Annotated in this window: 18 protein-coding genes; 6 read left to right on the forward strand and 12 right to left on the reverse strand. The window is 50.1% G+C overall.

Going from position 1 to position 24,673, the window contains the following annotated elements; genetic code table 11:
- Window positions 1-19 precede the first annotated feature (19 nt).
- Window positions 20-445 carry an ACT domain-containing protein gene (locus T491_RS0102895; RefSeq protein WP_028902540.1) on the reverse strand — a complete coding sequence of 142 codons (426 nt, stop codon included), beginning with the start codon at window positions 443-445 and terminating at the stop codon, window positions 20-22.
- Between the two features lie 16 nt (window positions 446-461).
- Complete coding sequence (locus T491_RS0102900; RefSeq protein ID WP_028902541.1) at window positions 462-1,760, reverse strand: phenylacetate--CoA ligase family protein; 1,299 nt, start codon at window positions 1,758-1,760, stop codon at window positions 462-464.
- A 163-nt stretch (window positions 1,761-1,923) separates the two neighbouring features.
- Between T491_RS0102900 and T491_RS0102905 the strand changes: the two genes are divergently transcribed.
- Window positions 1,924-2,658, forward strand: a complete 735-nt coding sequence (locus tag T491_RS0102905) for an MBL fold metallo-hydrolase (RefSeq protein WP_028902542.1) — start codon at window positions 1,924-1,926, stop codon at window positions 2,656-2,658.
- 3 nt (window positions 2,659-2,661) lie between these two features.
- Here the strand turns inward: T491_RS0102905 and T491_RS0102910 are convergent, their stop codons facing one another.
- Window positions 2,662-3,387, reverse strand: a complete 726-nt coding sequence (locus tag T491_RS0102910; protein WP_028902543.1) for a DUF2461 domain-containing protein — start codon at window positions 3,385-3,387, stop codon at window positions 2,662-2,664.
- Window positions 3,388-3,475: 88 nt separating this feature from the next.
- On the opposite strand from T491_RS0102910, the gene T491_RS0102915 reads away from it, so the two are divergent.
- Window positions 3,476-4,531 carry a glycerate kinase gene (locus T491_RS0102915; RefSeq protein WP_028902544.1) on the forward strand — a complete coding sequence of 352 codons (1,056 nt, stop codon included), beginning with the start codon at window positions 3,476-3,478 and terminating at the stop codon, window positions 4,529-4,531.
- Here the strand turns inward: T491_RS0102915 and T491_RS0102920 are convergent.
- Entirely contained in the window at window positions 4,526-5,023 is a 498-nt protein-coding gene (locus T491_RS0102920; RefSeq protein ID WP_033149068.1) for a GNAT family acetyltransferase, read from the reverse strand. The genes T491_RS0102915 and T491_RS0102920 overlap by 6 nt on opposite strands.
- A 300-nt stretch (window positions 5,024-5,323) precedes the next feature.
- Window positions 5,324-7,240, reverse strand: coding sequence for a molecular chaperone DnaK (dnaK, locus tag T491_RS0102925; protein ID WP_028902546.1), 1,917 nt, complete (start codon window positions 7,238-7,240; stop codon window positions 5,324-5,326).
- Window positions 7,241-7,423: 183 nt separating this feature from the next.
- On the opposite strand from dnaK, the gene T491_RS0102930 reads away from it, so the two are divergent.
- The gene (locus tag T491_RS0102930; RefSeq protein ID WP_028902547.1) at window positions 7,424-8,863 is read left to right on the forward strand and encodes a hypothetical protein; all 1,440 of its coding nucleotides are present in this window, start codon (window positions 7,424-7,426) and stop codon (window positions 8,861-8,863) included.
- Between the two features lie 92 nt (window positions 8,864-8,955).
- Here T491_RS0102930 and recA read toward each other — a convergent pair whose 3' ends face one another.
- From recA to T491_RS0102945, 3 genes are read right to left on the reverse strand one after another with little or no spacing between them, the layout of a single operon-like run.
- Entirely contained in the window at window positions 8,956-9,975 is a 1,020-nt protein-coding gene (recA, locus tag T491_RS0102935) for a recombinase RecA (protein ID WP_028902548.1), read from the reverse strand.
- Between the two features lie 30 nt (window positions 9,976-10,005).
- On the reverse strand, window positions 10,006-11,244 hold the full coding sequence (locus tag T491_RS0102940; protein WP_028902549.1) for a saccharopine dehydrogenase family protein: 1,239 nt from the start codon (window positions 11,242-11,244) through the stop codon (window positions 10,006-10,008).
- Window positions 11,245-11,270: 26 nt separating this feature from the next.
- On the reverse strand, window positions 11,271-11,876 hold the full coding sequence (locus T491_RS0102945) for a DUF6621 family protein (RefSeq protein WP_028902550.1): 606 nt from the start codon (window positions 11,874-11,876) through the stop codon (window positions 11,271-11,273).
- A gap of 128 nt (window positions 11,877-12,004) precedes the next feature.
- Here T491_RS0102945 and nhaD point away from each other — a divergent pair, with 128 nt between their 5' ends.
- Complete coding sequence (gene nhaD / locus T491_RS0102950; RefSeq protein WP_028902551.1) at window positions 12,005-13,336, forward strand: sodium:proton antiporter NhaD; 1,332 nt, start codon at window positions 12,005-12,007, stop codon at window positions 13,334-13,336.
- Between the two features lie 50 nt (window positions 13,337-13,386).
- On the opposite strand, the gene T491_RS16885 is transcribed toward nhaD, so the two are convergent.
- From T491_RS16885 to T491_RS0102970, 4 genes are read right to left on the reverse strand one after another with little or no spacing between them, the layout of a single operon-like run.
- Window positions 13,387-16,152, reverse strand: coding sequence for an ATP-binding protein (locus T491_RS16885; RefSeq protein ID WP_051522935.1), 2,766 nt, complete (start codon window positions 16,150-16,152; stop codon window positions 13,387-13,389).
- A gap of 6 nt (window positions 16,153-16,158) precedes the next feature.
- Window positions 16,159-18,933, reverse strand: a complete 2,775-nt coding sequence (locus T491_RS0102960; protein WP_028902552.1) for an ATP-binding protein — start codon at window positions 18,931-18,933, stop codon at window positions 16,159-16,161.
- A gap of 2 nt (window positions 18,934-18,935) precedes the next feature.
- Window positions 18,936-20,921 carry a PAS domain-containing sensor histidine kinase gene (locus T491_RS16890; protein ID WP_051522936.1) on the reverse strand — a complete coding sequence of 662 codons (1,986 nt, stop codon included), beginning with the start codon at window positions 20,919-20,921 and terminating at the stop codon, window positions 18,936-18,938.
- 1 nt (window position 20,922) lies between these two features.
- Window positions 20,923-22,950 carry a PAS domain-containing sensor histidine kinase gene (locus T491_RS0102970; RefSeq protein WP_028902553.1) on the reverse strand — a complete coding sequence of 676 codons (2,028 nt, stop codon included), beginning with the start codon at window positions 22,948-22,950 and terminating at the stop codon, window positions 20,923-20,925.
- 152 nt (window positions 22,951-23,102) lie between these two features.
- On the opposite strand from T491_RS0102970, the gene frr reads away from it, so the two are divergent.
- Together frr and rsgA are read left to right on the forward strand one after the other, a co-directional pair.
- Complete coding sequence (gene frr / locus T491_RS0102975; RefSeq protein ID WP_028902554.1) at window positions 23,103-23,663, forward strand: ribosome recycling factor; 561 nt, start codon at window positions 23,103-23,105, stop codon at window positions 23,661-23,663.
- 27 nt (window positions 23,664-23,690) lie between these two features.
- Window positions 23,691-24,665, forward strand: coding sequence for a ribosome small subunit-dependent GTPase A (rsgA, locus tag T491_RS0102980; protein ID WP_028902555.1), 975 nt, complete (start codon window positions 23,691-23,693; stop codon window positions 24,663-24,665).
- Window positions 24,666-24,673: the final 8 nt, after the last annotated feature.

Below are 24,673 nucleotides of genomic sequence, written 5' to 3' on the forward strand. Positions count from 1 at the left end.
CTTGCAGTTTCTTGTGATTTTATAGTTGATAGAGGTCATTTGCAGCCATTAATTCCACTTTTTTGTCTGAAAGTATCTTCTCGCAGGCATCCAAATCGGTGGGACGGATAACCACTGTGGCCACATCGCCATTGGCAAACGAGTACATGTATTCGATAAATATATCGTTCTCAGACAAGTGCTTCAGCACAATGGCGAGCGAGCCGCTGGTGTTGGGGCATACAAATCCAATCACATCAGTAATCTTCACGGCAAAGTGCGCTTCTTTCAGTACCTGATAGGCCTTGTCAGGATCAGAAACGATGCAGCGCAGGATGCCAAAGTCACTATTATCGGCAATACTCATGGCCGAGAGGTTGATGCCTGCAGCACCAAGAACTTCGGTCACTTCAGTCAGGCGGCCTGACTTGTTCTCAAGGAAAATGGAAAGTTGCTTAGTCTTCATAATTACGATTGTATTTTTAGATGTTACGTTTGTCGATCACACGTTTAGCCTTGCCTTCCGAGCGCTCAATACCCTTAGGTTCAACCAGCTTCACCTTGAAGCCCAGTCCTATTACACTACGCAGTTCGCTTTCCAGCTTCTTCTGCAGGCCGACCATTGTGGCCATATCGTCGGTAAAGTACTCCTCCTTTACCTCTACTTTCAGTTCCGAGGTGTCAGTGTTGTTCACACGGTCTACGGTCAGCAGGAAGTGAGGCTCGTACTCAGGCAACTTCAGGATGACATCCTCAATCTGAGATGGGAATACGTTCACACCACGGATGATGAGCATATCGTCGCAACGGCCCAGGATACGATCCATGCGTACCAAGGTTCGTCCGCACTTACATTTGTCGTAATGCAGAGCTGTCAGATCGTGGGTGCGGTAGCGCAACAGGGGCATACCTTCTTTAGTCAGATGGGTAAAGGTCAATTCGCCAAACTGTCCCTCTGGCAGTGGTTCACCAGTTTTGGGATCCAGGATCTCTGGATAGAACAAGTCTTCGTTCAGGTGCGTACCGCATTGGTGTTCGCACTCGTAGCCCACACCAGGACCAGCTATTTCGCTCAGTCCGTAGATATCGTAGGCCTTGATGCCCAGGCTCTCTTCCAGCTTCTTGCGCATCTTCTCAGTCCAGGGCTCAGCGCCGAAAACGCCAACCTTCAGTTTGAACTCGTCGCGGCTCCACTGGCATTCTTTCATGGCCTCGCCTAAGAACATGGCGTAGCTGGGGGTGCAGCATAGGATGGTGGTGCCAAAGTCGTGCATTAGTGTCATCTGCTTCTGGGTGTTTCCAGAAGAGATGGGGATAACAGATGCGCCGATGTTGGTGGCTCCATCGTGAGCGCCAAGACCTCCTGTAAACAGACCGTAGCCGTAAGCCACTTGGAAAATGTCGTCCTTACCAGCACCGTAGGCGGTAAAGGCACGGCTGATGGCTTCGCTCCACATGGCGAGGTCTTTGCGGGTGTAAAGTACTACTACTGGTTTGCCGGTGGTTCCCGATGAGGCGTGGATTCTGACAATCTGACTCATGGGCACGGCGGCCAGTCCGAAAGGATAATTGTCGCGGAGGTCGAGCTTGTTGGTAAAGGGCAGCTTGGTGATGTCGTCGATGCTTTTGATGTCACCGGGTTCCAACCCCATCTCCTGAAACTTCTTGCGGTAGAAGGGGGTGTTGTAATACACATACTCTGCCATCTTTACTAAGCGTTGGCTCTGGATTTCGCGAAGCTGTTCGCGATCCATGCACTCCATTGTTTCATTCCAAATCATTGTCTATTCATTGTTGTTGTTTATGTACTTTACGGGCACAAAGTTAAGTCATTTTTTTGAATCGACCAAGAAACTCGCTCCAAAAATAGAGATTTTATATAAATGGTTTGGCACTTTCGTATAATTATCGTATTTTTGTCCCTGTCTATATATATAATAAGGTATGAAGAAACTCTTTTTGAGCATGCTGGCCATATTGGGTCTCAACACAGCCTGTGGCCAGCAGACCTATGAGGTCGATGTGTTTACCACCAAGAGTGGCAAAACGGTTAAGTTCCATGCACTGATGCATTCGTGCATCCGTATCCAGTATGATGGTTTTGAGATACAGATTGATCCTGTATCTAAGTTGGGTAACCGTCAGATTGATTATTCGCCTATGCCTAAGGCCGATTATATCTTCGTGACTCACGAGCATGGCGATCATTACGATGCCAATGCACTCAAAATGCTTTCAGCTTCCAAAACGCAGCTGGTGATGAATAAGCGCTGTGCCGATATGTATGGTTCTGGTAAGGTGATGGTAAATGGCGATAAACTACAGTTGCCCGATATCAGCGTAGAGGCTGTACCAGCCTATAACACCACAGCAGGTCGCGAACAGTTCCACCCTAAGGGGCGCGACAATGGTTATATCCTCACCATCGATGGATTGCGTATTTATATTGCTGGCGATACCGAGGATATCCCCGAGATGTCGCAGATAAAGGATATTGATATCGCATTCCTGCCTTGCAACCAGCCGTACACGATGACACCCGACCAACTGGTGCGTGCTGCTAAAATCATCAAGCCCAAGGTTCTGTTCCCTTATCACTATGGGCAGACTGACGTCAGCACCATCGTTACCCAGCTTGAGGGGACCGGCATCGATGTCCGTATCCGTCATTACGAGTAAAGACTACTCGTAGTCGTCGATTACTGAGTTCATAAAATCCATCATTGGCTTGGCGGCTTTGAACATGCGTTCAATCTCGTCGAGCCATTTTTCGCCTTCATAGAAATCCTCCGATACCTGATGCCAGCAGCAGTAGTCCTTCATGCGTAGGTACTCTACATGAGGCCAATCCTTGGGAAATCCTACTGGGCATTTCTTCAGTTTTTCCAACCCGAATCCTTGGGGCTGGTCCCAACTTGATACATCCGTCGGGGCCGAGAAACTACTGGCTACAGGGCTGCCAAAGTATTTCTTAAACTCCTTGCTCTCTACACACTTCAGCCATTCGGCTGTGTTGCCCATCATCTCGTTGCGACATGATGTCAGTATATTGGTAGGCAACCAGTAGTTACCGCACGCCACCATGCAATGACCAGGCTCTAGGTGTAGGTAGTAGCCTCCGTGTAGTGCCTTTTTGCCATGGGCTGCAATATAGCCGCCAAAGTGGTTCTTGTAGGGCGACTTGTCTGGTGAGAAACGTGTATCGCGATTAAAGCGGTAAGTGCAATCTTTTACTGTGAGATGCGCTATCGATGGGTCGAACTCTGCAATACGACCAATTGCTTGTGCGATGCCTGCCTCAAAATCCGCTCTTACTGCATCGTACTCCGCCTTATGCTTCCAATACCATTCGCGGTTGTTATTTACCATCAACTGCTTCAGATAATCTAAAATTCGTTTTGCGTCCATACTTCTTTCTTTTTTTTTGTTGGCAAAGATACAAATTATATCTCAAAAAACCTATTTGTTTTATGGAAATTTGTATCTTTGCAGACGTATGAAGAAGTTTGTTGTGGCGATAGATTCGTTCAAAGGCTGTCTGACCTCAGTCGAGGCTAATCAGGCTGCTACAGATGGCATCCTCATGAAAATGGCTGATGCTGAGGTGATTCAGATACCTGTGAGCGATGGGGGCGAAGGCTTTTTGGCTGCCTTTCAGAGTGCGCTGGGGGGTGAGATGGTCGAAGTGCCTGTCCGCGATCCGATGATGCGACGTGTCATGAGCCGCTATCTGATTCATGGTTCGACTGCCGTTATCGAGATGGCGCAGGCCAGCGGACTCACGCTTGTATCTGCCGAAGAGCGCAATCCTATGGTTGCAACTACCTATGGCACTGGCCAGTTGGTGGTAGATGCCGTACGACATGGCTGTCGGCACATCATCGTCGGACTTGGTGGAAGTGCCACCAGCGATTGTGGCATCGGCATGATTCGTGCCATCATTGATAGTTTTGCCAAAGGCAAGTCCTGGGATGATGTCCGTGAGCTCGATGCTGTCCGTTTCACGATTGCTACCGATGTTACCAATCCTCTCTGTGGTGAGCATGGGGCAGCCCACGTTTTTGCACCACAAAAGGGGGCTTCTTCCCAGATGGTTCTTGAGCTTGATGCCCGTGCCAAACGCTTTGCCGAAGCCTCTGCCCGTCATTTCGGCTATGATCGTCAGAATGCGCCTGGTGCAGGTGCTGCTGGCGGACTTGGTTATGCCTTCCTACAGTATCTGAATGCCGACTGTCGTTCTGGTATTGACCTGCTTTTAGAGCATGTAGGCTTTGATGATATCCTGACGGATGCCTCTCTCGTTATCACAGGCGAGGGCTCTGCCGACCATCAGACGCTGATGGGCAAACTGCCGTTTGGTATTCTTCAGGCAGCTCGACGCCATCATGTGCCCGTCGCTTTGATAGCGGGGCGTATTGCCAATGCCGACGTGCTGCTCGATGCAGGATTCTCGCAAGTAGCCTGCATCAATCCCCCAACGCTTCCCCTTTCAGAAGCGTTGAAGCCCGATGTCGCCAAGGCTAACATCAGTCGGACTGTCTCTCTCTTATAAAATGATTTTCTGATATGCCAGACGTTCGTCGCCAGAGAGCAGGTAGATGATGCCGCAGTAGGTAAACCCTTGCTTGAGGATGACGTGCTGCATGATCTTATTGTCGCGATGGGTGTCGATACGGATGTTGCTGTCGTGGTCAAAACAGAAGTCCATGATGCTCTTGAAGATGCCATGCGCCTCGGGATAGCTGGCAATGCGATGCACTACGTGATAAGGTGGCGTATCGTCAGTCCAGTTACCCTCGTAGATTTTGGCATAAGTTGGCTCTGGACTGGGTAGAAAGGCAAAATAGGCCACAATGGTGCCATCGTCTTCTACTACATAACCGCCACCTGCCTCTATGTCGTGTAGGATCACGTCGGCAGACGGGTAGCTGTCGGCCCATTGGTGCATGTTGCCCGATTGGCGCATAATCTGCTTGGCTGCAGCAATGACCTTCATGATATCTTCAACCTGCTGAGGGTTGGCTTTTGTGATGGTTCTATTCATAATAAATAATAAAGAATCGTTTTCTTTTTCATATGCATATTTTGTTTGCAAAGTTACACATTTTTTCATAATGTTGTAGATGAAACTCGTTTTTCTTTATAAAAGGTATAGAAAAAAGCTGAATTAATTCAAATCATCGTTTGAATTGGCTCGTTTTATGATTTGAATTAATTCAGCCTTTTTTAGTATAAAATTCGGCGAACATAAATTCGCGGACGGAGAATGTTAAATTTGTAAAATAAAAAGAGGTACAGATTCTACGTCTGCACCTCTTAGTTATATTGTAAGTAAATCGATGACTTACTTCACCTCCTCAAAGTCGGCATCCTGGATGTCCTCTGCCTTTGGACCCTCCTGCTGAGCCTGCTGCTGACCGCCCTGGAACTGATCGCCACCAGGCTGACCGGCTGCACCGCTCTGCTGGTACATCTGCTGCGAAGCAGTCTGCCAAGCAGTGTTCAGGGCTGCGATAGCTGTGTCGATAGCAGCTACGTCGCCTGCCTTGTGGGCATCCTTAAGCTGCTGCAGAGCCTGCTCGATAGCTGGCTTGTGCTGTGCTGGGATCTTATCGCCAAGCTCCTTCAGCTGGTTCTCTGTCTGGAAGATCATAGAGTCGGCCTGGTTCAGCTTGTCAATGCGCTCGCGCTCCTTCTTATCGTTCTCTGCATTCTGCTCAGCCTCGGCCTTCATGCGGTTGATCTCGTCCTGTGACAGACCAGATGAAGCCTCGATGCGGATGGCCTGCTCCTTACCTGTAGCCTTATCCTTGGCAGATACCTTGAGGATACCGTTGGCATCGATATCGAAGGTTACCTCGATCTGAGGAATACCACGACGTGCAGGAGCGATACCTGTGAGGTTGAACTGACCGATTGACTTGTTCTGTGAAGCCATTGGACGCTCACCCTGCAGAACGTGGATAGTTACCTCGGTCTGGTTATCAGCTGCAGTAGAGAATGTCTCGCTCTTCTTGCATGGGATAGTGGTGTTAGCCTCGATCAGCTTGGTCATTACACCACCCATGGTCTCGATACCCAGTGTAAGAGGAGTAACGTCGAGCAGTACGATGTCGCCTACGCCACCTTCCTTGTTCAGGATAGCACCCTGGATTGAAGCACCTACGGCTACAACCTCGTCGGGGTTAACACCCTTTGAAGGCTCCTTACCGAAGTAGTTCTTAACCAGAGTCTGAACGGCTGGGATACGGCTTGAACCACCTACGAGGATAACCTCGTCGATATCAGCTGTATTCAGTTTAGCATCGGCCATAGCCTTCTGACATGGTGCCAGACAAGCCTGGATCAGGTCGTGAGCCAACTGCTCGAACTTAGCACGAGTCAGGGTCTTTACCAAGTGCTTAGGTACACCGCCTACAGGCATGATGTATGGCAGGTTAATCTCTGTAGAGGTAGAAGAAGACAGCTCAATCTTTGCCTTCTCAGCAGCCTCCTTCAAGCGCTGCATAGCCATAGGATCGGCAGTCAGGTCGGCGCCCTCGTCGTTCTTGAACTCCTGTACCAGCCAGTCGATGATTACCTGGTCGAAGTCGTCACCACCCAGGTGAGTATCACCATTGGTAGAGAGTACCTCAAACACACCGCCACCGAACTCCAGAATAGAGATATCGAATGTACCACCACCCAGGTCGAATACGGCAATCTTCATATCCTTGTTAGCCTTGTCAACGCCATATGCCAAGGCAGCAGCTGTAGGCTCGTTAACGATACGCTTAACCTCGAGACCAGCAATTTGGCCAGCCTCCTTAGTGGCCTGACGCTGAGAGTCAGAGAAGTAAGCAGGAACGGTGATGACGGCTTCTGTAACCTCCTGACCGAGATAGTCCTCGGCAGTCTTCTTCATCTTCTGCAGAACCATAGCAGAAATCTCCTGAGGAGTGTACTTGCGACCGTTGATGTCTACACGTGGATAGCCACCCTCGTTAACAACAGTATATGGTACGCGAGAAATCTCTTTCTCAGTCTGCTGCCAGTTCTCACCCATGAAACGTTTGATAGAGTAAACAGTGTTCTTTGGATTTGTGATGGCCTGACGCTTAGCAGGATCACCAATCTTACGCTCACCGTTGTCAACAAAACCAACTACAGAAGGTGTTGTACGCTTACCCTCGCTGTTGGCGATTACTACTGGCTCGTTACCTTCGAATACGGCAACACAGCTGTTGGTAGTTCCTAAGTCAATTCCAATAATCTTTCCCATAATTCTTATCTTTTTTTAATTTATACTCAATTTGACACAAATCGGATTGCAAAGCATGTGCCAAATTGTCTTTTTCAGTAAAAAAAGGTTTTTATTACGTCATTTTGGCATAAAATATTTGGATATTCATCCGAAATAACCTATCTTTGCAGGCAGAATAACGTTATAAAACTATCGGTAGTGATGAAAAGAACGATTTTTACGGCCTGCCTATCAGTTGCCTTTCTGGCAGCCTCGGCTCAGACTAACCCTTATATTGTGAAGACAAAGGGTGCAAAGAAGAGTGCAGAGACCCATATGGCAGATGTGATAGCTGAAGCTCAGGAGGAGGATGAGGAATCATCAAGAGACTTTATTAGTCAGAACTTTAAGTACCACAGCCTATGTGATTGGGTTGAGGGTATGAAGTTTATGGTGATGCCTGAGAAATACGACCTGGTGGTGAAGACTTTTACCGACGCCGCTTCTGGCAGAGAAGTGAGCAGTATGACACTGAAGTATAAGGTTATGATTTATAAAGGTCATACGGAGAGTCAGGATGGTCACGCCCACGTGAACTTCCTCTGCCAAGATGATAACAAGGCCTACTATTTTGAGATAGGATATGGTTCTTTTGAGGACTATTGCTTCCAGAAGATGGGGGTTCCCACATTGGCTTATCTGGGTGATGTGGATATTGCCAGGGAAAAGCTGATGGACAAAACCCTATATACCAAAACCAAGTTCTATCGTATTGATACCGAGTACGATGGTGAAGGCTTCCAGGAGGTTCAAGTCGATCAGGATATGGAGGTGAAAGTAGTGGCTGTTGGTGTAGGCTCGCGTAAGTATCCCGTGAAGATTATCGTAGAGGACAAGAATGGCAATCAGTTCTATCAGAATGTTGCGATGTCGAAGACGAACTGCGGTATGCGTGACGATGAGTTTGTGGCTGACGAGGCCCGTTATCTGTTCAAGAATTCGTTTGAGTTGCAGGATGATATCATGTCTATCAGCAGCAAGAACTATAAACAGTTTATCGGTAAGGTGGTTCATACCAAGATATCCATGCACATGCTGAATGAGGTGTCGAGCAAGCAGCAAAAGATTCCTCGTTTGGCTGAGTATAATATCGTTTCCATCTCTCCCCATAAGAACGATGACTTCTCTACCGTTAAGCTTAGAAATACCACGACGGGTAATTTCTTCTACGCAGAAGCTGTTCTGGATCAGTATAAAGCCACAGAAGAAAACACATTCTTTGGTACTATCTTCGCTCCTGGTCCTGGTAAGAAGGTTGTTACCAGTGAAGCTACACGTGCTATGATCCGTCAAGGTCACGTAGGTATTGGTATGACTGGAGATGAGGTGGAGATGGCTGCAGGCGAAGCCGACTATGTAGAGTATGCCAAATCAGGTGTTTACTATTGGGTTTACGGGCGTTCAAACAACAAGCTTTTATATGTGGAGTTTGATGGTTCGGGCATTGTTAAACGTACGTTGGTAGCCGATGGCCCTTATGGTCCCAAGGTTAATCCTGCGTTGAATAAGAAGACTGCAGCTGCAAAGAAGACGCCAGTGAAAAAGCCTGCTGTTAAGAAATCGAATAATAGTTGGATGAACGGAAAGGGTACTCCACTATAAAGAGTATTGATAAGACCAAATAAGAATCCCAGCCGAATTGGCTGGGATTTCTTATTGCTGATACCTTACCAGGTGGCAGGGATATGGATTCATTACTTGTCAGAGATTGCTTCCATGATTTTTGCTTCGAGTTCGTCGCAGAGTTCTGGGTTGTCCTTGAGTACGGCTTTGACGGCATCGCGCCCCTGAGCCAGTTTCGATTCGCCATAGCTGAACCATGAGCCGCTCTTCTTGATGATGTCGTACTCAACACCCAAGTCGACAATCTCACCAATCTTTGAGATTCCCTCTCCGAACATGATTTCGAATTCGGCCTTGCGGAATGGAGGAGCTACCTTGTTCTTGACAATCTTCACTTTGACCTGATTGCCAATAGGGGTGTCGCCATCCTTCAAGGTTTGTGACTTGCGGATGTCGATACGTACTGAAGCATAGAACTTCAGGGCATTACCACCAGTAGTGGTCTCTGGGTTGCCGAACATTACGCCAATCTTCTCACGCAACTGGTTGATGAAGATACAAGTGGTGTTGGTCTTCGAGATGGTAGCGGTGAGCTTACGGAGCGCCTGACTCATCAGGCGGGCCTGCAGTCCTACAGCAGAGTCACCCATGTCACCCTCGATTTCTTTCTTTGGAGTCAAGGCTGCCACAGAGTCGATGACGATGATGTCGATAGCGCTTGAGCGAATCAGCTGATCAGCAATCTCGAGTGCCTGCTCACCATTGTCGGGTTGTGAGATGTAGAGGTTATCTATGTCTACACCCAAGTTGGCTGCATAGAAACGGTCGAATGCATGCTCGGCATCGATGAATGCCGCAATGCCGCCAGCTTTCTGAGCTTCAGCGATAGCGTGAATGGCCAGTGTTGTCTTACCTGACGATTCTGGACCATAAATCTCGATGATGCGCCCTTTAGGATAGCCGCCTACGCCAAGTGCTGCGTTAAGACTGATAGAACCGGTGGGAATCACTTCCACATTCTCTACCTGTTCATCACCCATGCGCATAATCGAGCCTTTGCCATAGTCTTTCTCAATTTTCGACATAGCAGCCTGAAGCGCCTTCATTTTTTCCTGCTGAGGCGTCAAGGCCTCTTCTTTTTCTTTTGCCATAGTTTTTAATCGTAATTGTAGGTTTATTGATTAGAGTTCAAGATCTCCGTCGTGAATCTCGTGCCAAGGCAGGCCTTGCTTGTTGAGCTGCTCCATAAATGGATCGGGATCGAACTCCTCGACGTTGTGAACGCCAGGAGTGTTCCAGAGTCCCTTGCAGAACATCATGGCACCTATCATGGCCGGTACACCAGTGGTATATGATACGCCCTGCATGCCAGTCTCCTCGTAGGCAGCACGGTGTGAGCAGTTGTTGTAAACATAGTAGGTGTGCTCCTTGCCATCGTTGCCGATACCACGGATGCGGCAGCCAATAGAAGTCTGACCCTCGTAGTTCTCGCCCAGATCTTGTGGGTTAGGCAGCACAGCCTTGAGGAACTGCAGAGGTACAATCTTTACCTTGGCAGTACCAGTACCATCGGCCAATGGTGCTTCGTACTCTACCTCGTCGATACGGCTCATGCCGATGTTCTGAATCACTTCGAGGTGCTTCAGGTACTGCTGACCAAAGGTCATCCAGAAACGGGCACGCTTGATGGTGGGGTAGTTGATAACCAGACTCTCGATTTCCTCGTGGTGCAGCAGATAGCTGTCGCGAGGGCCAATCTCTGGATAAGTAAGGTCCTTGTGAATCTCCAGAGGCTCGGTCTCAACCCACTTGCCGTCTTCCCAATACAGTCCCTTCTGGGTGATCTCGCGGATGTTGATCTCTGGGTTGAAGTTGGTAGCGAAAGCCTTGTGATGGTCGCCAGCGTTACAGTCAACAATATCCAGATACTGAATCTCCTTGAAGTGGTGCTTGGCAGCATAAGCGGTGTAGATAGAAGTTACACCTGGGTCGAAACCACAACCCAAAATGGCTGTCAGTCCAGCCTTCTCAAAGCGCTCGCGATAAGCCCACTGCCATGAGTACTCAAAATGAGCCTCGTCCTTGGGCTCGTAGTTGGCTGTGTCCAGATAGTTGCAACCGCATGCCAAGCAGGCATCCATGATGGTCAGGTCCTGATAGGGCAGGGCCAGGTTGATGACCAGCTCTGGCTTGAAGTCGTTGAAGAGTGCCTTGAGCTGCTCTACATCGTCGGCATCCACCTGAGCGGTTTTGATGTCCATATTATATCCTGCCTTGTGGATGTCGGCCACAATCTTATCACACTTAGCCTTACGGCGACTAGCAATCATAAACTCTGTAAACACGTCAGCATTCTGAGCGATCTTAAACGCTGCAACGGTGGCCACGCCACCTGCGCCAATCATTAATACTTTTGCCATAGTCTATATTATTTAAATTTTAATCCTTAATCCTTTATCTCATCGGCCTTGATGCCTAATGCTGCCATTAGCGAGTAGCCCAGTATTTCCTGTCGGAAATTGCCTCCGACAGTTGGTTGCATGGTGAAGACGGTGATGCGCTTATCATCGTTGTCGGCCTTGCGAAGTGTCTCGCGTACCTTATTATATATAGGAGTATCTTCGGCATTGGGAATCACCATCAGACGCTTGATGTCCTTTTGAGCACACACAAGTTCCAGCACCTCATTGAAGAAATCGCCAGTCTTGGCAAATCCTTCCGTGTGATAGGCATTGATGGTGAACTCGCCCAGATGGTCCTTGAAGGCCTTGGAACTCAGGTCGTTCTGGTAGTTGCCTGGCACAAAATTGTCCATCTGCTGTTTGTCCTTCTGGTGAATCAGAATGACCTGTATTTCGTTTTCGCCATCTCTGATGCCTCCATCGAGAGCAATGCAGTCCAGCCATTTGGCGATATCGGCCTGCGGAATGCGTCGGCCAATCATGCGCTCGAAGTTTACAATGAGATTAAACGCCACGGAGTCAACGTAGTCAGCATCTGCCAGTACCACGTTTTCACTCCATTTAACTTCTTTATTTAGTTCGTTGTTCATATGGACTGCAAATATACAAACTTTTTTGCTAAGCAGCAAACTTTTCTACTTTTATTTGGTTTTCTACTTTCTTATTCGTACCTTTGCAGGCAAAATTCAACAATTAATAACAAAAGTATCAAAATCAAATGTCTACATTAACAATTCTGATTGTCACAGTGTTCTGTATCGGCTATCTTTGTATAGCACTCGAGGGCTTGACAAAAGTGAATAAGGCGGCTATCGCGCTGCTGATGTGTGTGCTGTGCTGGACGCTGCTCATGCTTGATCCCATGCAGTATTATCCCTCTATTTTGGGTGGTGATGTGTTTCATCATATCCCAGAGGTTATTGAGCATCATTTGGGCGATGCCGCTGGCACGTTGTTCTTCCTGATGGGTGCCATGACCATCGTAGAGATTGTGGATAGCAACGGCGGTTTCAACTTTGTGAGAGATACGCTGAAGACGCGTTCTAAGCGTAAACTGATGTGGCGAATGGCCTTTATGACCTTCTTCCTGTCGGCTATTCTCGACAATCTGACTACCTCGATTGTGATGATCATGGTGCTGCGCAAGTTAGTACAGAGTCGTGGCGACCGTCTGATTTATGCTGCACTGGTAGTTATTTCGGCCAACTCTGGTGGCGCATTCTCGCCAATAGGTGATGTGACTACCATCATGCTTTGGATCAAGGGTGTGATCACTACGCAGGGTGTGCTGACCGAAATCTTCATCCCTTCACTTGTTTCAATGCTGGTGCCTGCCTTTATTCTGCAGTATCAGCTCAAGGGCAAGTTCGATAAGGAGCAGAATCTGCCTAAAGCCGATGTCAGTATGTTCACCCAGTCGCAGCGCGACATTATCTTCTGGTTGGGTGTTGGCGGCTTGTGCTTCGTGCCCATTTTCAAGACTATTACTCATCTGCCTCCGTTTATGGGTATCCTCCTCGTGCTGGGTTTACTCTGGACGGTAACAGAGATATTCCACTACAATACATCGGAGGACGACACTATGGCAAAGCGTGTGAGCGACCTGCTGTCGAGGATTGACCTCTCTACCATTATGTTCTTCTTGGGCATCCTGATGGCTGTAGCTGTGCTGCAGGAGATTGGAGTGTTGGCTCTGTTGGGCGGTTGGCTCGATACAACTTTCGAAGGTAACCATTTCCTTGTAACGGGTATTATCGGTGTGCTGTCATCGATTGTCGACAATGTGCCTCTGGTTGCCGGTTGCATGGGTATGTATCCCGTGGCTGCTGCCGGCGATATGGCTGTCGATGGTATCTTCTGGCAGTTGCTGGCCTACTGTGCTGGTGTGGGTGGTTCGATGCTGATTATCGGCTCGGCTGCTGGCGTGGTAGTGATGGGCTTGGAGAAGATTACCTTTGGCTGGTATATGAAGAAGATTACCTGGGTGGCTTTTGCGGGCTATCTGGCAGGTATTGTGGTTTACTGGCTGGAGCGCCTGTTGTTCTTCTAACCCGTATCATTCAAATAAAAAGCCCTCGCAGTTGCGAGGGTTTTTTGTTTTTAATCGGTGGGAGGGGTAATGTTCCTGGGCGTCCACATCCAGAAGGTTGAGCCGTGGCCTTCGCCTTCAGAGCTGACACCGATCTTTCCATTACTGCGCTCAGCGATGGCCTTACAGATACTGAGGCCAAGTCCTGTTCCCTGCACAAAGTCGTTCAGCTTGACGAAACGCTCGAATACGGCGTCCTGCTTATCCTTGGGGATACCGGCACCAGTGTCTTCGCAGTAGAAGTAGATACCGCCATCCTGTTCGCGATAGCCCACCTTGATATGTCCCTGATGGGTGTACTTGATGGCATTGGTGGTGAAGTTGGTGAGCACCTGTTGGATACGTCCCTTGTCGAGGGTAGCCGGGAAGGTGTCGTAAGGATTGTCTTTGATAAACTCCACGCCAGCCTCGTCCACGCGCTGCGCCAGTGTCTGACAGATGTCGTCGAACACCTTGGCGAAGTCGACAGCCTCGGGTTTGATGGCTAATGCCTGTCCGACGTTTGATGCCTCAAGGATATCATTGATGAGTCGCATCAGCATGTCGCAGTTATTGCGGATAATGCGGATGAACTCCATGCGCTCGTTACGCTCCTCTACCACGGGCAGCAGATCGCTGAAACCTACGATGGCATTCAGTGGAGTACGTATCTCGTGTGTCATGTTGGCCAGGAAGGCTGCTTTCATCTTACCCGACTCTTCTGCACGCCGGGTCTCGTCCTTCAGTTTCTGCTGAGCCTCCATCAAGGTGTCGATGTTACGAGCCACGCCAAAATATTGATACACACGTCCGTTCTCATCAAAACTGGGAACACCGCTGATGGCATACCATACTGGATTGGGGTTGATTACCGTGTACTTGAAGTGGATAATCTGATTGTATGGTTTTGCCTGAGCAATAGTCTCCATAGCGTCCTTGAGTGCTTTTTCACTGAATTCCTCAGTAACGCCTCCATAGAATTCTTCTAATGTCTTGGTGTAGTCGGTCTTGCGACCACTATAGCTGAAGTGGATGAGCCCCTCTTTGATGTCGAATGTCCATACAAACATCTTACAGGTATCAAGCAGGTAACCAAGTTGATGCTCGTAGAATTTAATGTTGTTAGTGGCTTTGCGGATCTCCACGTCGTGCTTGTGCTGTTCGAGCCACAGGTGGCGTTCGGCCGTCAGGTCGCGGGCGGTCACGATATAGAACTGCATCTCGCCATTCTCGTCGAAGGCGGGGCGCACCCTTAGCTCGATGAATTTATAGACCCCTATCTCCGGGTAGAACATCCGCTGGCACACATGGAAGTGCTCTTTGTCGCCACGATGGTACTGGCCTTTGATCAAGGGCACGTCAAACAGGTTCGTCTTTCGGAAGAACTGCTCGCCCTCCTTGTCGAACTCGCAGAGTTCAGACATACGTCGGTTCACGTCGATCAGGGTGCCGTTCTTGTCGTAGAACGACATGGCAATCAGTCCGTTGTTGAACATGTTCATGTATTTGCTGGCGATGTCTTCGTTCATGCGCTCTTCCATGATCTCATGGGTGTAGTCTCTGAACGAGGTGAGCACATAGCGTGGCTTGTCGTCCTCGTACTGCACTACGGCATGGCCCTCGATGAAGTGCCAATCAGGATTCTCAAGGGTGCCCTTGTTGTAACGGCGTTTCAGATAGCCCAGGTCCTTGTGCCCTTTCGCCATGAGGTCCATGGCGTCTATGAAGTTCTTTTTCTCGGCATCGGGCAGACGTTTCATGAACTCCTCGTGGGTGATGCCCTCTGGAGGCAGCATGTCGCCGTAGCTGTTGCGCATCATCTGTGTCTTGAGGTCGTACTCGATGACGTAGTAGTTGCCCGATTTCAAGGCCTCGATCATCATCTGATTCATGTCGAGCGATTTGACGACGGCTTTCTTAACCTTGATACGCATCATGCGGCTGAACATCAGCGCGACGACAACGATGACGATGATGGCAATGAGTAGGATGAGCGCCATGGGCGAGGCATCGTTGTGTACGCGCTCCGGGTGAAACCACTTGTCGCGTATCTTCTGGATGTCGCCCGATTGTTCCATGCGTGCAAACTGATCGTCAATGGCTTCTATCAGTTCTTTGTCGTAGCCGATGATACGGAGTTCGCCTGCCGGGATATCCGTCTCGTCGAACTCGATGGCGTCGATGCCCAGTTCCTTGACTTTCATCTGTAGTGGGCGCTCGCCCCACAGATAATACTTGATTTTTCCGTTTCGGATACCTATCAGTGCCTCTCTTGGCGAGTGGTATTCTATCTTGAAAACATTGTTTTTCCGTTCTGCAATCTTCAGTGCTACATAGTCGTTCTTCTTCAGTGTCAGGGTGTCTTTGTCGGTCAGCTGACTGAGTCGTTTCAGTGGCCGGGTGGTCCTGAGTCTGACGGCTCTGACATTATAATAGGTAATCATGTTGCGCGTGTACTCGAAAGGTGCCTTGTCGTACCTGTACTTCAGGGCGTGGATGAGGTCGGCCTCGTGGCGTTCGAATGCTTCGGTACACAGGTACCATTCCTTCATCACAAACTGATGAGGAATGCCTAACTTGTTGAGTATCGTGGTGAGCACCTCCACATTGTAACCGTCGGGTTCGCCCATGTCGTTTCTGAACTCATAAGGCGGAAATTCCCAGTCGCTCATAATGATGAGAGGTTTTTCCTCGGAATATTCACGGATGTAGCCGGCCCTGGCAGGCAGTGCGTGGCTCAAGGCTATCATGCCAATGATGGCGAGTGTCAATATCTTATTGTTCATCATGTCTGTCATACAATTTTATTTACGTTCCGTTTCAATCATCTTGCAAGGTACTGAGAACCATACGGTGGTGCCTTTGCCTTCGGTCGATGAGATTTCAATCTTACCGCCCATGTGTTCTACCAGTTCGTGGCAGATACTGAGTCCCAGTCCTGCGCCGTTGTTGGCACCGGTCACGAATCGGTCGAAGATGGTTGGCAGATTTTCCTGCTTGATACCGCAGCCGGTATCCTCTACTGATATGAGCAGGCGGTCGGCAATGTACTCGTAGCGTGCCAACACGCTGCCCGAGGTGGTATACTGGATGGCGTTGGTCAGTATCTTGTTGATGATGAGCGATATGTTGGGCTCATCGATTTCGAGTACCAGTCGTTTGTACGGGTTCTGGATGTGATATTCCACACCAGGCTGTTTGTTGTTGTCCCATACCGATGCGCATCTGCCATCGAAGACGCTGGCAAAGTCGACGGGGTGCGGCGATATGGTGATCATGCCGGCATCGAGTCGCGACAGGAACAGAATATCGTTGATGAGCTTGAGCAGCGAGGCCGAGTTGCTCTTGATTTCCTCGATGAACACAGCCTCGTCTTCCGGGCTATGATCCATCTCGAAGAGTTCCGAGAATCCTACTACGGTGTTGAGTGGCGTACGGATTTCGTGGCTCATGTTGTGGAGGAAGGCGTTCTTCACCGTTTCTACCTCCTGTGCTTTAATCGACTCCTCTGCCAGTTCCTCTTCTACGGCCTTGATATCGCTGATGTCACGTATCAGTCCGAAGTACTCCACAATCTCATCATCCTTGTAGGTGGGGATGAAGTTAATCTGCAGGTGCAGAGGTATATGGTCTTTACGCTTGATGCGGGTCTTGACTTCCGCAAGCAGGTTACCATCCTGTCGGTTGTCCATCTTGTTGAGTATGCGCAGGGCCTGATTTTCATTTGCGGCATCGACGAATGCCAGTGCTCTGGTCTGTGTCAGCGCGTATTTCTCCTTATTGATTTCGCTGTAGATGGTGAGCGTGTGGGTGTCGAGGTGGTATTTGGCCAGACTAACGCCTCCCACCGACAGCACGTAGTCGATGTTATGTATGTAGCTGGTGATCTTGTTCTGTGCCTCCTGCAGTTCCTTCGTGTTTTCCTGCAGTTGGTTGTACGAGTGGGCCACCTCGGTGACGTTGCGTCCGGAGCCGAAGAAGCCGATGCGGTTACCGTCTTTATCGTGGATGGGCATCACTTGCAGCTCGTAGTATAGTTTTTCGCGCTTCAGCAGTTTGTTGAGTACGCGGTTGTCGTCGGGTGATGTGAACAGCTGGGTGCTGTAGAAATAATCGAAGTGGTCGAGGTCGAGATGATCGAATCCCAGTACATCTTTCAGTGAGATGCGCTGTTTCTTGATGGTTTCTATGTCGAGGTTCAGGCTTGCCATGGCTTTGGCATTGATATCGACGATATAGCCGTCGGCATCGTAGTACACCATGTCGACCATGGCCGATGTGAAGAGCGACTGGTAGCGCAGCATCGATTCCTTGATGAGCTCCTGACGCTGACGTTCCTGCGAGTTGTCGCTCTTCGAGCAGATGATGACGCTGGGTTTCTTGTTCTTGTCGCGGCGAAGTACCGACAAGTTAGCGGAATAGCTACTGCTGTTAATCAGGTCGTTGTCGTACTCCTTCAGTTGCAGGGTTACCGTTGGCTCTTTCTCGTCGATCACCGTTTGCAGACCGTCGGTCAGCATGTTGAAATCGACAGGGTCGAAACGATGCGAGAATTCCAGGAGCGAGTAGCTCCTCTCGGGATAGCCTGCCGAGTCCATTATGGTGAATATCTGCTTGGCTACATCATAGGTACAGAACTGTACATTACTGGTGCGGATGATTAGCGACAGGCGTTCGTTCTCATCGTTGATTTTGCGGGTCATCTGGCGCTCGCGGAATTTGAAGAACAGGTAGTAGATGAGTACGCCCACCGACATGATGGCTACAAAACGTATCAGGTCCCATATCCACGCGGGGATTCCCGATTCTTTGCGTTCGGGATAGAACCACTTGTTCTGTATCTCTGTCAGTCGGTCGTTGGCGCGCAGCCTGGAGTATACGCTGTCGAGTTGGTTAAGCAGGTGATGGTCGTTGGAAAAGAACTTGTACTCGCCGTAGGGGAACTCGAAAGGTAGGAGTTCCAGATTGTCGGTGTGGTACTTCGTCATGAGCCATTTGAGCGACATCGAGTTCCATAAGACGAGTCCCTTGTTGTCCGAGCTCACTTTCTTGATGGCCTCCTTCATGTCGTCGTAGGGGATAATCTCCTTGCTCCAGGCGTTTTCTTCCAGTTTGTGGTGGCTGAAACTGCCCTCGTGTACTATCACGGAGTAGTCAACCAGGTCTTTTCCTGTTTGGATATGTATGGGCATGTCCTTGGGCTTGACGATGCTATGGGTGAATATCTGTACGATGGTCTTACCGTACGATGAGTTGTTGCGGGCAAAGTCGGCATCCATGCGTAGCATCAGGTCCGATTTGTGTTCCTTCAGGTCCTGCTGGGCTTCGAGGGTAGGGCGCAGACGGATTACGTAGGGGATGTTGAGTTCTTTGAATATCAACTTCAGCAGGTCGACGTTATAGCCGTCGGGTTCGCCGTTTTCATTCAGGAATACGTAGGGCCACAAGTCCCAGGCGTCCTCGTACACCAACGGTCGTTCGTCGTTATAGACGATGATGCTGTCTTGTTGTTGAGCGTGGGCGGTGCCGGCCGTGAGGTGGCAAGCCACAAGCAGTGCTAATATGCTGTATTTCTTCATAATTACATGGTAGTTTCTTCTTGACATGGTATCCAGAACCAGAAGGTTGATCCTTGGCCTTTACCTTCGGAGTTGACGCCGATCTCTCCGCCGCAGTTGTCGGCGATGACCTTGCAGATGTTCAGTCCCAGACCAGTACCCTGGATAAAATCGTTCAGTTTCACAAAGCGGTCGAACACCATTGCCTGGTGCTCCTTGGCTATGCCGTCGCCTGTGTCCTGACAGTAGATGTACAGGCCCTCCTGCTTGTGGCGGGTCTGCTTCATATATCCTATCTTGATGTGTCCCTCGTGGGTGTACTTGATGGCATTGGTCACGAAGTTGGTGATGACCTGCTGCACGCGCCCGCTGTCGAGGGTGGTGATGAACGATGTGTATGGATTGTCTACGATAAATTCTATCTTCGGATTCTTCTCCACCTTGTCGGCCAGTGAGTCGGTCACGTTGTCGAACACCTTGGCAAAGTCGGTTTTTGCAGGACGGATGAGCAGATCGCCGCTGTCGACCGACGACAGGGCGAGGATATCGTTCAGCAGGCGGAGTAGCATGTCGCAGTTGTTGGAAATCACCTCGATGATATGGTCGCGCTCCTCGGGTGTGCTCATGGTGGCGAGCACGTCGGAGAATCCCACGATGGCGTTGAGCGGTGTGCGTATCTCGTGGCTCATGCTGGCGAGGAAGGAACTCTTGCGCATACCCGCCTGGTTGGCGCGTTCGGTCTCCTGTTTCAGCAGTTCCTGCTTTTGTATCAGTTTGGTCACGTCGCGTACCACGCCGTAGGTGCCCACCAGGTTGCCGTCCTGGTCGTAGTAGGGAATGCTGTCGATGAAGTTCCACTCCAGTTCGTCGCTATTGTGGAACAGGGAATGTGTCTGACAGAGTTTCGACTGTGGCACTTTCAATCTCTCGTATGGATCCTTTAGGGCCTCGGCGAAGCCTCCTGCCACGAAGTGCGCTATCAGTTCGTCGAATCCCATGGTTTTCTCGGGCACGCTCATCTCCTTGTGGAGTGTCACCTCGCGTTTGGCGAACGAGGTGCGGAAGAATCGCATGTCCACGCTCTCTAGCAGGTATTTCAGCTCGTTCTCATACTTCGCTATCTCGTTGTTGGTACGCTGTATCTGCTCCTCGTTCTTCTTCTGTTGCAGGTAGAGTTCGCGCTCCTGGCTTACATCTCTGATATAGAGTGTGTACATCTCCAGCTCCTTGTTTTCGTTGTAGATGGGGTGTACGCGCAGCTCTGTGTAGCAGTTCACGTTGCGCTCGTAGATCATACTCTTGGTGCACATGTAGATATCCTCGGGCGCTTTGTCGTAGAGGATATTCCGGAAGGTGGGCAGGTCGAACAGGGTGTAGTCGAAGTAGAAGGGGTCGTGTTCGCCCTGGAAGTGCAGTATCTCGCGCATCTTCTGGTTGGCGGTGAGCAGACAGCCTTTCTTGTCGTAGAATCCCTGTCCCACGATACTTTGTTCGAACAGCTTGCGATAGCGGTCGGTCAGCTCGTGCTCCTCTTGTTCCAGCAGCATCTTGTCGGTTTCATCGTAGAGGGTACAGTAGAAGTTGCGTGGTGTTTTGCCGTCGGCCTCGTCGAACTCCACGATGCCGATGTCACGGATATACATCCAGTTGTGTTCGTGCTTGTCGAGGCTCTTATCCCATCGGAACATGCATTCCGATGATTTGGCACCCTTCACCAGCTGGCTCATGAACTCCATGTACAGATGCCTGTCGTCGGGGTGGATAAAGTCTATGCTCAGGTCGTAGTTCATACCCTCTGGCGGCAGGAAGTTGCCGTAGAGGTTCATGGCATGTCGCTGCTGCATACTGAGTTTGATGACGTAGTTATTCTCGTTGAGTGTATGCTGCATGATGACGGCCATATCCTTGGCTCGCTCGGTATTCCTACGGATGCTGAAGAGCGTGATGCGGTTCAGGATCATGCCGGTGATCAGGACTATCAGGGTTAATATGACGATGAGTAGCTGCATACTATGACTTTTTTACGAAACTTACTAACTCGCAGGGGATGCTCACCAGGTAGGTGCTCCCTTTCTTGGGCTCCGACATCACATCGATGGCGCCTCCCATCTGCTCTATCATTTCCTTGACGATAGGCAGGTCGAGACCAGTGCCTATGCGTTTGCGTTTTTTCTCGCTCACAAAGCGGTCGAATATCTGTGCTGCCTCGTTGACATCCATGCCCGTACCCGTATCCTCTACGATGATGAGCAGTTCGCCGTGCAGGTATTCGTAGCGGGCTTTCACGTGTCCCTCGGTGGTGGTGAGTGCTGAGTAGGCGCACAGTTTCTCGACGGCGATGCCGAGATGATGCGGGTCAACCTTCACCAGCAGCGAGTTGTAGGTGCTTTCAATGTTCCGGTCTACGGGCTGCTTCAGTCTGTTCCAGCCTGCTTCGCACCAAGTGGAGAACTTGCTGGCAATGTCAAATACCTCGTTGTTGTATTCTATCATGTGTGCGTCGAGTCGCGATATGAACAGGATATCGTTGATGAGGTTCAGCAGTACGTCGGTGTTCTTCTTGATTTCTGCGGCAAACACCGGCTCGTCTTCCAGGCTGTGCTCAGCTTTGAACAGTCCGGCAAATCCGATGACGGCATGCAGGGGTACGCGCAGCTCGTAACTCATGTTCTGCAGGAAGGTGTTCTTCAGCTGTTCCTCCTCCTGAGCCTTGGCGGTCTCCTCTTGTAGTTTTTTCTCGGTGTAGGCCATCTCGGTGTCGTTGCGCAACAGTCCGAAGTAGTGGGTCACCCGTCCGTCCTGGTCGGTGATGGGCATCATTTTGAAGTTCAGATACATGTTGCGCCTCTGATAGTCGCGCAGGTTGGTGCAGAGGGTGACGGAGATGGTACCCAGTCGGCGCTTGTCCATGTGCTTGATCAGATCCTTGGCTTTTTGTTGGTCAGTCTCGTGTATGAGTGCCACAGCGTGCAGCTGTGCTATGCGTCGCCCGGCTTTGCTGAGGTTGCTCAGTATCTCCATTTCGTGAGTGTCGGGGTAGTAGTTCACCAGTCGCGACTCGCTGATGAGCAGCGAGTAGTTGATGTCTCTGATGTACTGCTGTATATCCCTGGTGCGCTGCTCGATGAGCCGGGCAGTCTCCTTCTGTCGGTGGGTTGATTCTACCATCTCTGTGATGTCGCGCCCGGCGGCGATGACGCCCAACAGGGTGTTCTGGCTGCGGATGGGGCCTAACATCACCTCGTAGTACATCTTGCTTCTGACGGTGATTTCCGGCACGCGCTCGTCCATCGATTTCACCTTGGCAATGTCGGTGATCGATGACAGTTGGGTATGCTCCAATGTGCGCACGTCCATCTCGCGGTACGAGGGGATGTCGGTCATCTTCATCTTGCGTTTCAACAGGGATTTGGGCTCTTTCACGCCGAAAGTCTTGCAGGCAGTCTCGTTGAGGTCGGCCAGATAGCCGTTGGCGTCGTAGTAGATCATGTCGACCAGCGACGAGTTGAACACGTTGTGGTATCTCAGCATGAGGTTCTTGTTCTCCTTGGCGCGCCGGCGTTCTTCGGTCACGTCGCGCTGTGTGCCCAGTATTTCCTCGGGCATGTCGTGCTTGTCGCGCCGCAGCACGGAGAGTGTTGTCTCATATTCGGTCACGGCGCCGTCGCTGTCGGGTGCACTCTTCACGGTCATGGCGTCGCTCAGTTCTTGGCGGCCCAGCATGGCTTTGATGGCATCCGTCATCAACTTGAAGTCCTCGCGGTCGAACTTCTGCGAGAACTCGTAGGGGGTAAGGACGGTCTCCGTGAGGTCTTTCTTCGAAATGACTTTGAATTTGTTTTTCTTGGCGTTGTAGGTCCAGGCTTGTGTTTTGTTGGCGTCCATGATGAGGAGCAGCTGCGAGTTCAGCCGTCGCATTTGCCTGATTGTTTTTCTTTCGCGATAGTAGATGATACGGTTATACACTATCATAGCGGTGACGGTCATCAGGAATGCCGCAGTCAGATAGATATAAGTATGTTCAAATTCTAAATACATTAAATTGTCTCTAAGTATGGTAGTAAACACCCGCAAAGATAGCGGTTTTTGTGTAAATAACAAAATTTTTAAACGAAAAAAACGCTTTTGTTTGGAAGTTTCGCGGAAAAACCTTACTTTTGTCATCAGAAAATGACTAAAAGTACATAAATATGGTTGACGTAAAAGAAATTTTAAGTAAGAGCGAAGAGCGCATGGAGATGGCGGCTATGTACCTTGAGGACGAGCTGAACCGTATTCGTGCCGGCCGTGCCAATGTGGCCATTCTCGACGGTGTTCGTGTAGAAGTTTATGGCAGCAAGGTGCCCCTGAATCAGGTGGCCAATGTGAGTGTGCCCGATCCTCGTACCATCGCTATCAAGCCTTGGGATCGCAAGGAGATACGTAACATTGAGAAGGCTATCATGGATAGCGATGTAGGTATCACCCCCGAGAACAACGGTGAGATTATCCGTTTGAACATTCCAGTTCCTACAGAGGAGCGCCGTCGCGACCTGACCAAGCAGTGCAACAAGATTGCTGAGAAGGCCAAGGTAGAGGTGCGTAACGTGCGTGGCGATGTCAAGGATAAGCTGAAGAAGGCCATCAAGGATGGTTTGTCGGAGGACTTGGAGAAGGATGCAGAGAACGAGCTCCAGAAGTTGCACGACAAGTTTATCAAGAAGATCGACGAGCTGATTACGGCTAAGAACAAGGAAATCATGACCGTTTAATTGATAACTGACAATTGGTATTGACAATTGAAAGGACTTGTTATAAAGAATACAGGCAGCTGGTACACCGTCTTAACCGACGATGGCCAGCTGATTGATTGTAAGATCAAGGGTAACTTCCGGTTGAAGGGTATCCGCAGCACTAATCCGGTGGCTGTGGGCGACCGTGTGCAGATAGTGCCCAACCAGGAGGGAACGGCTTTCATCACCGAGATTGAAGACCGTCGTAACTATATTATCCGTAAGAGCATCAACCTCTCGAAGCAGAGTCATATCCTGGCGGCGAATGTAGATCAGGCCATGCTGGTGGTAACAGTGGTCAACCCGCAGACCTCCACCACGTTCATCGACCGTTTCCTTGCTTCGGCCGAGGCTTACCGTGTGCCGGTGGTACTGGTGTTCAACAAGACCGACCTGCTCGATGAGGACATGCGCCGCTATCAGGAGGCGATGGTGAATCTGTATCAGACCATCGGTTACGAGTGCCGCCAGATATCGGCTGGCACAGGCGATGGGGTAGAGGAGTTGTTGCCCATGCTGAAGGATAGGATTACGTTGCTGAGCGGTAACAGCGGTGTTGGAAAATCAACGCTCATCAACCGCCTGGTGCCGGGGGCCAGTCAGCGTACGGCCGAGATCAGCGATGCCCACAACACGGGGCAGCACACCACCACCTTCTCGGAGATGATACCGCTGCCGCTCGATGGCGGTGGGGCGGCTGATGGGTGCGAACTGGCGGCTGTCAAGTCGTGGCTTATCGATACTCCGGGTATCAAGGGCTTCGGTACGTTCGACATGGAGCCCGAGGAGCTGACCAGCTATTTCAAGGAGATATTCCATTTCTCGCAGGACTGCCGGTTCTCCAACTGTACCCATACCCACGAGCCCGGTTGTGCGGTGCTCAAGGCGCTCGATGAGCATTACATTGCCGAGAGCCGTTACCAGTCGTACCTCTCTATGCTGAACGATAAGGACGAGAGTAAGTATCGCGAGGCGTATTGAACTTTGAA

Origin of the sequence: Prevotella sp. P6B4, assembly GCF_000619985.1 — a bacterium.
Taxonomy (GTDB): Bacteria; Bacteroidota; Bacteroidia; order Bacteroidales; family Bacteroidaceae; genus Prevotella.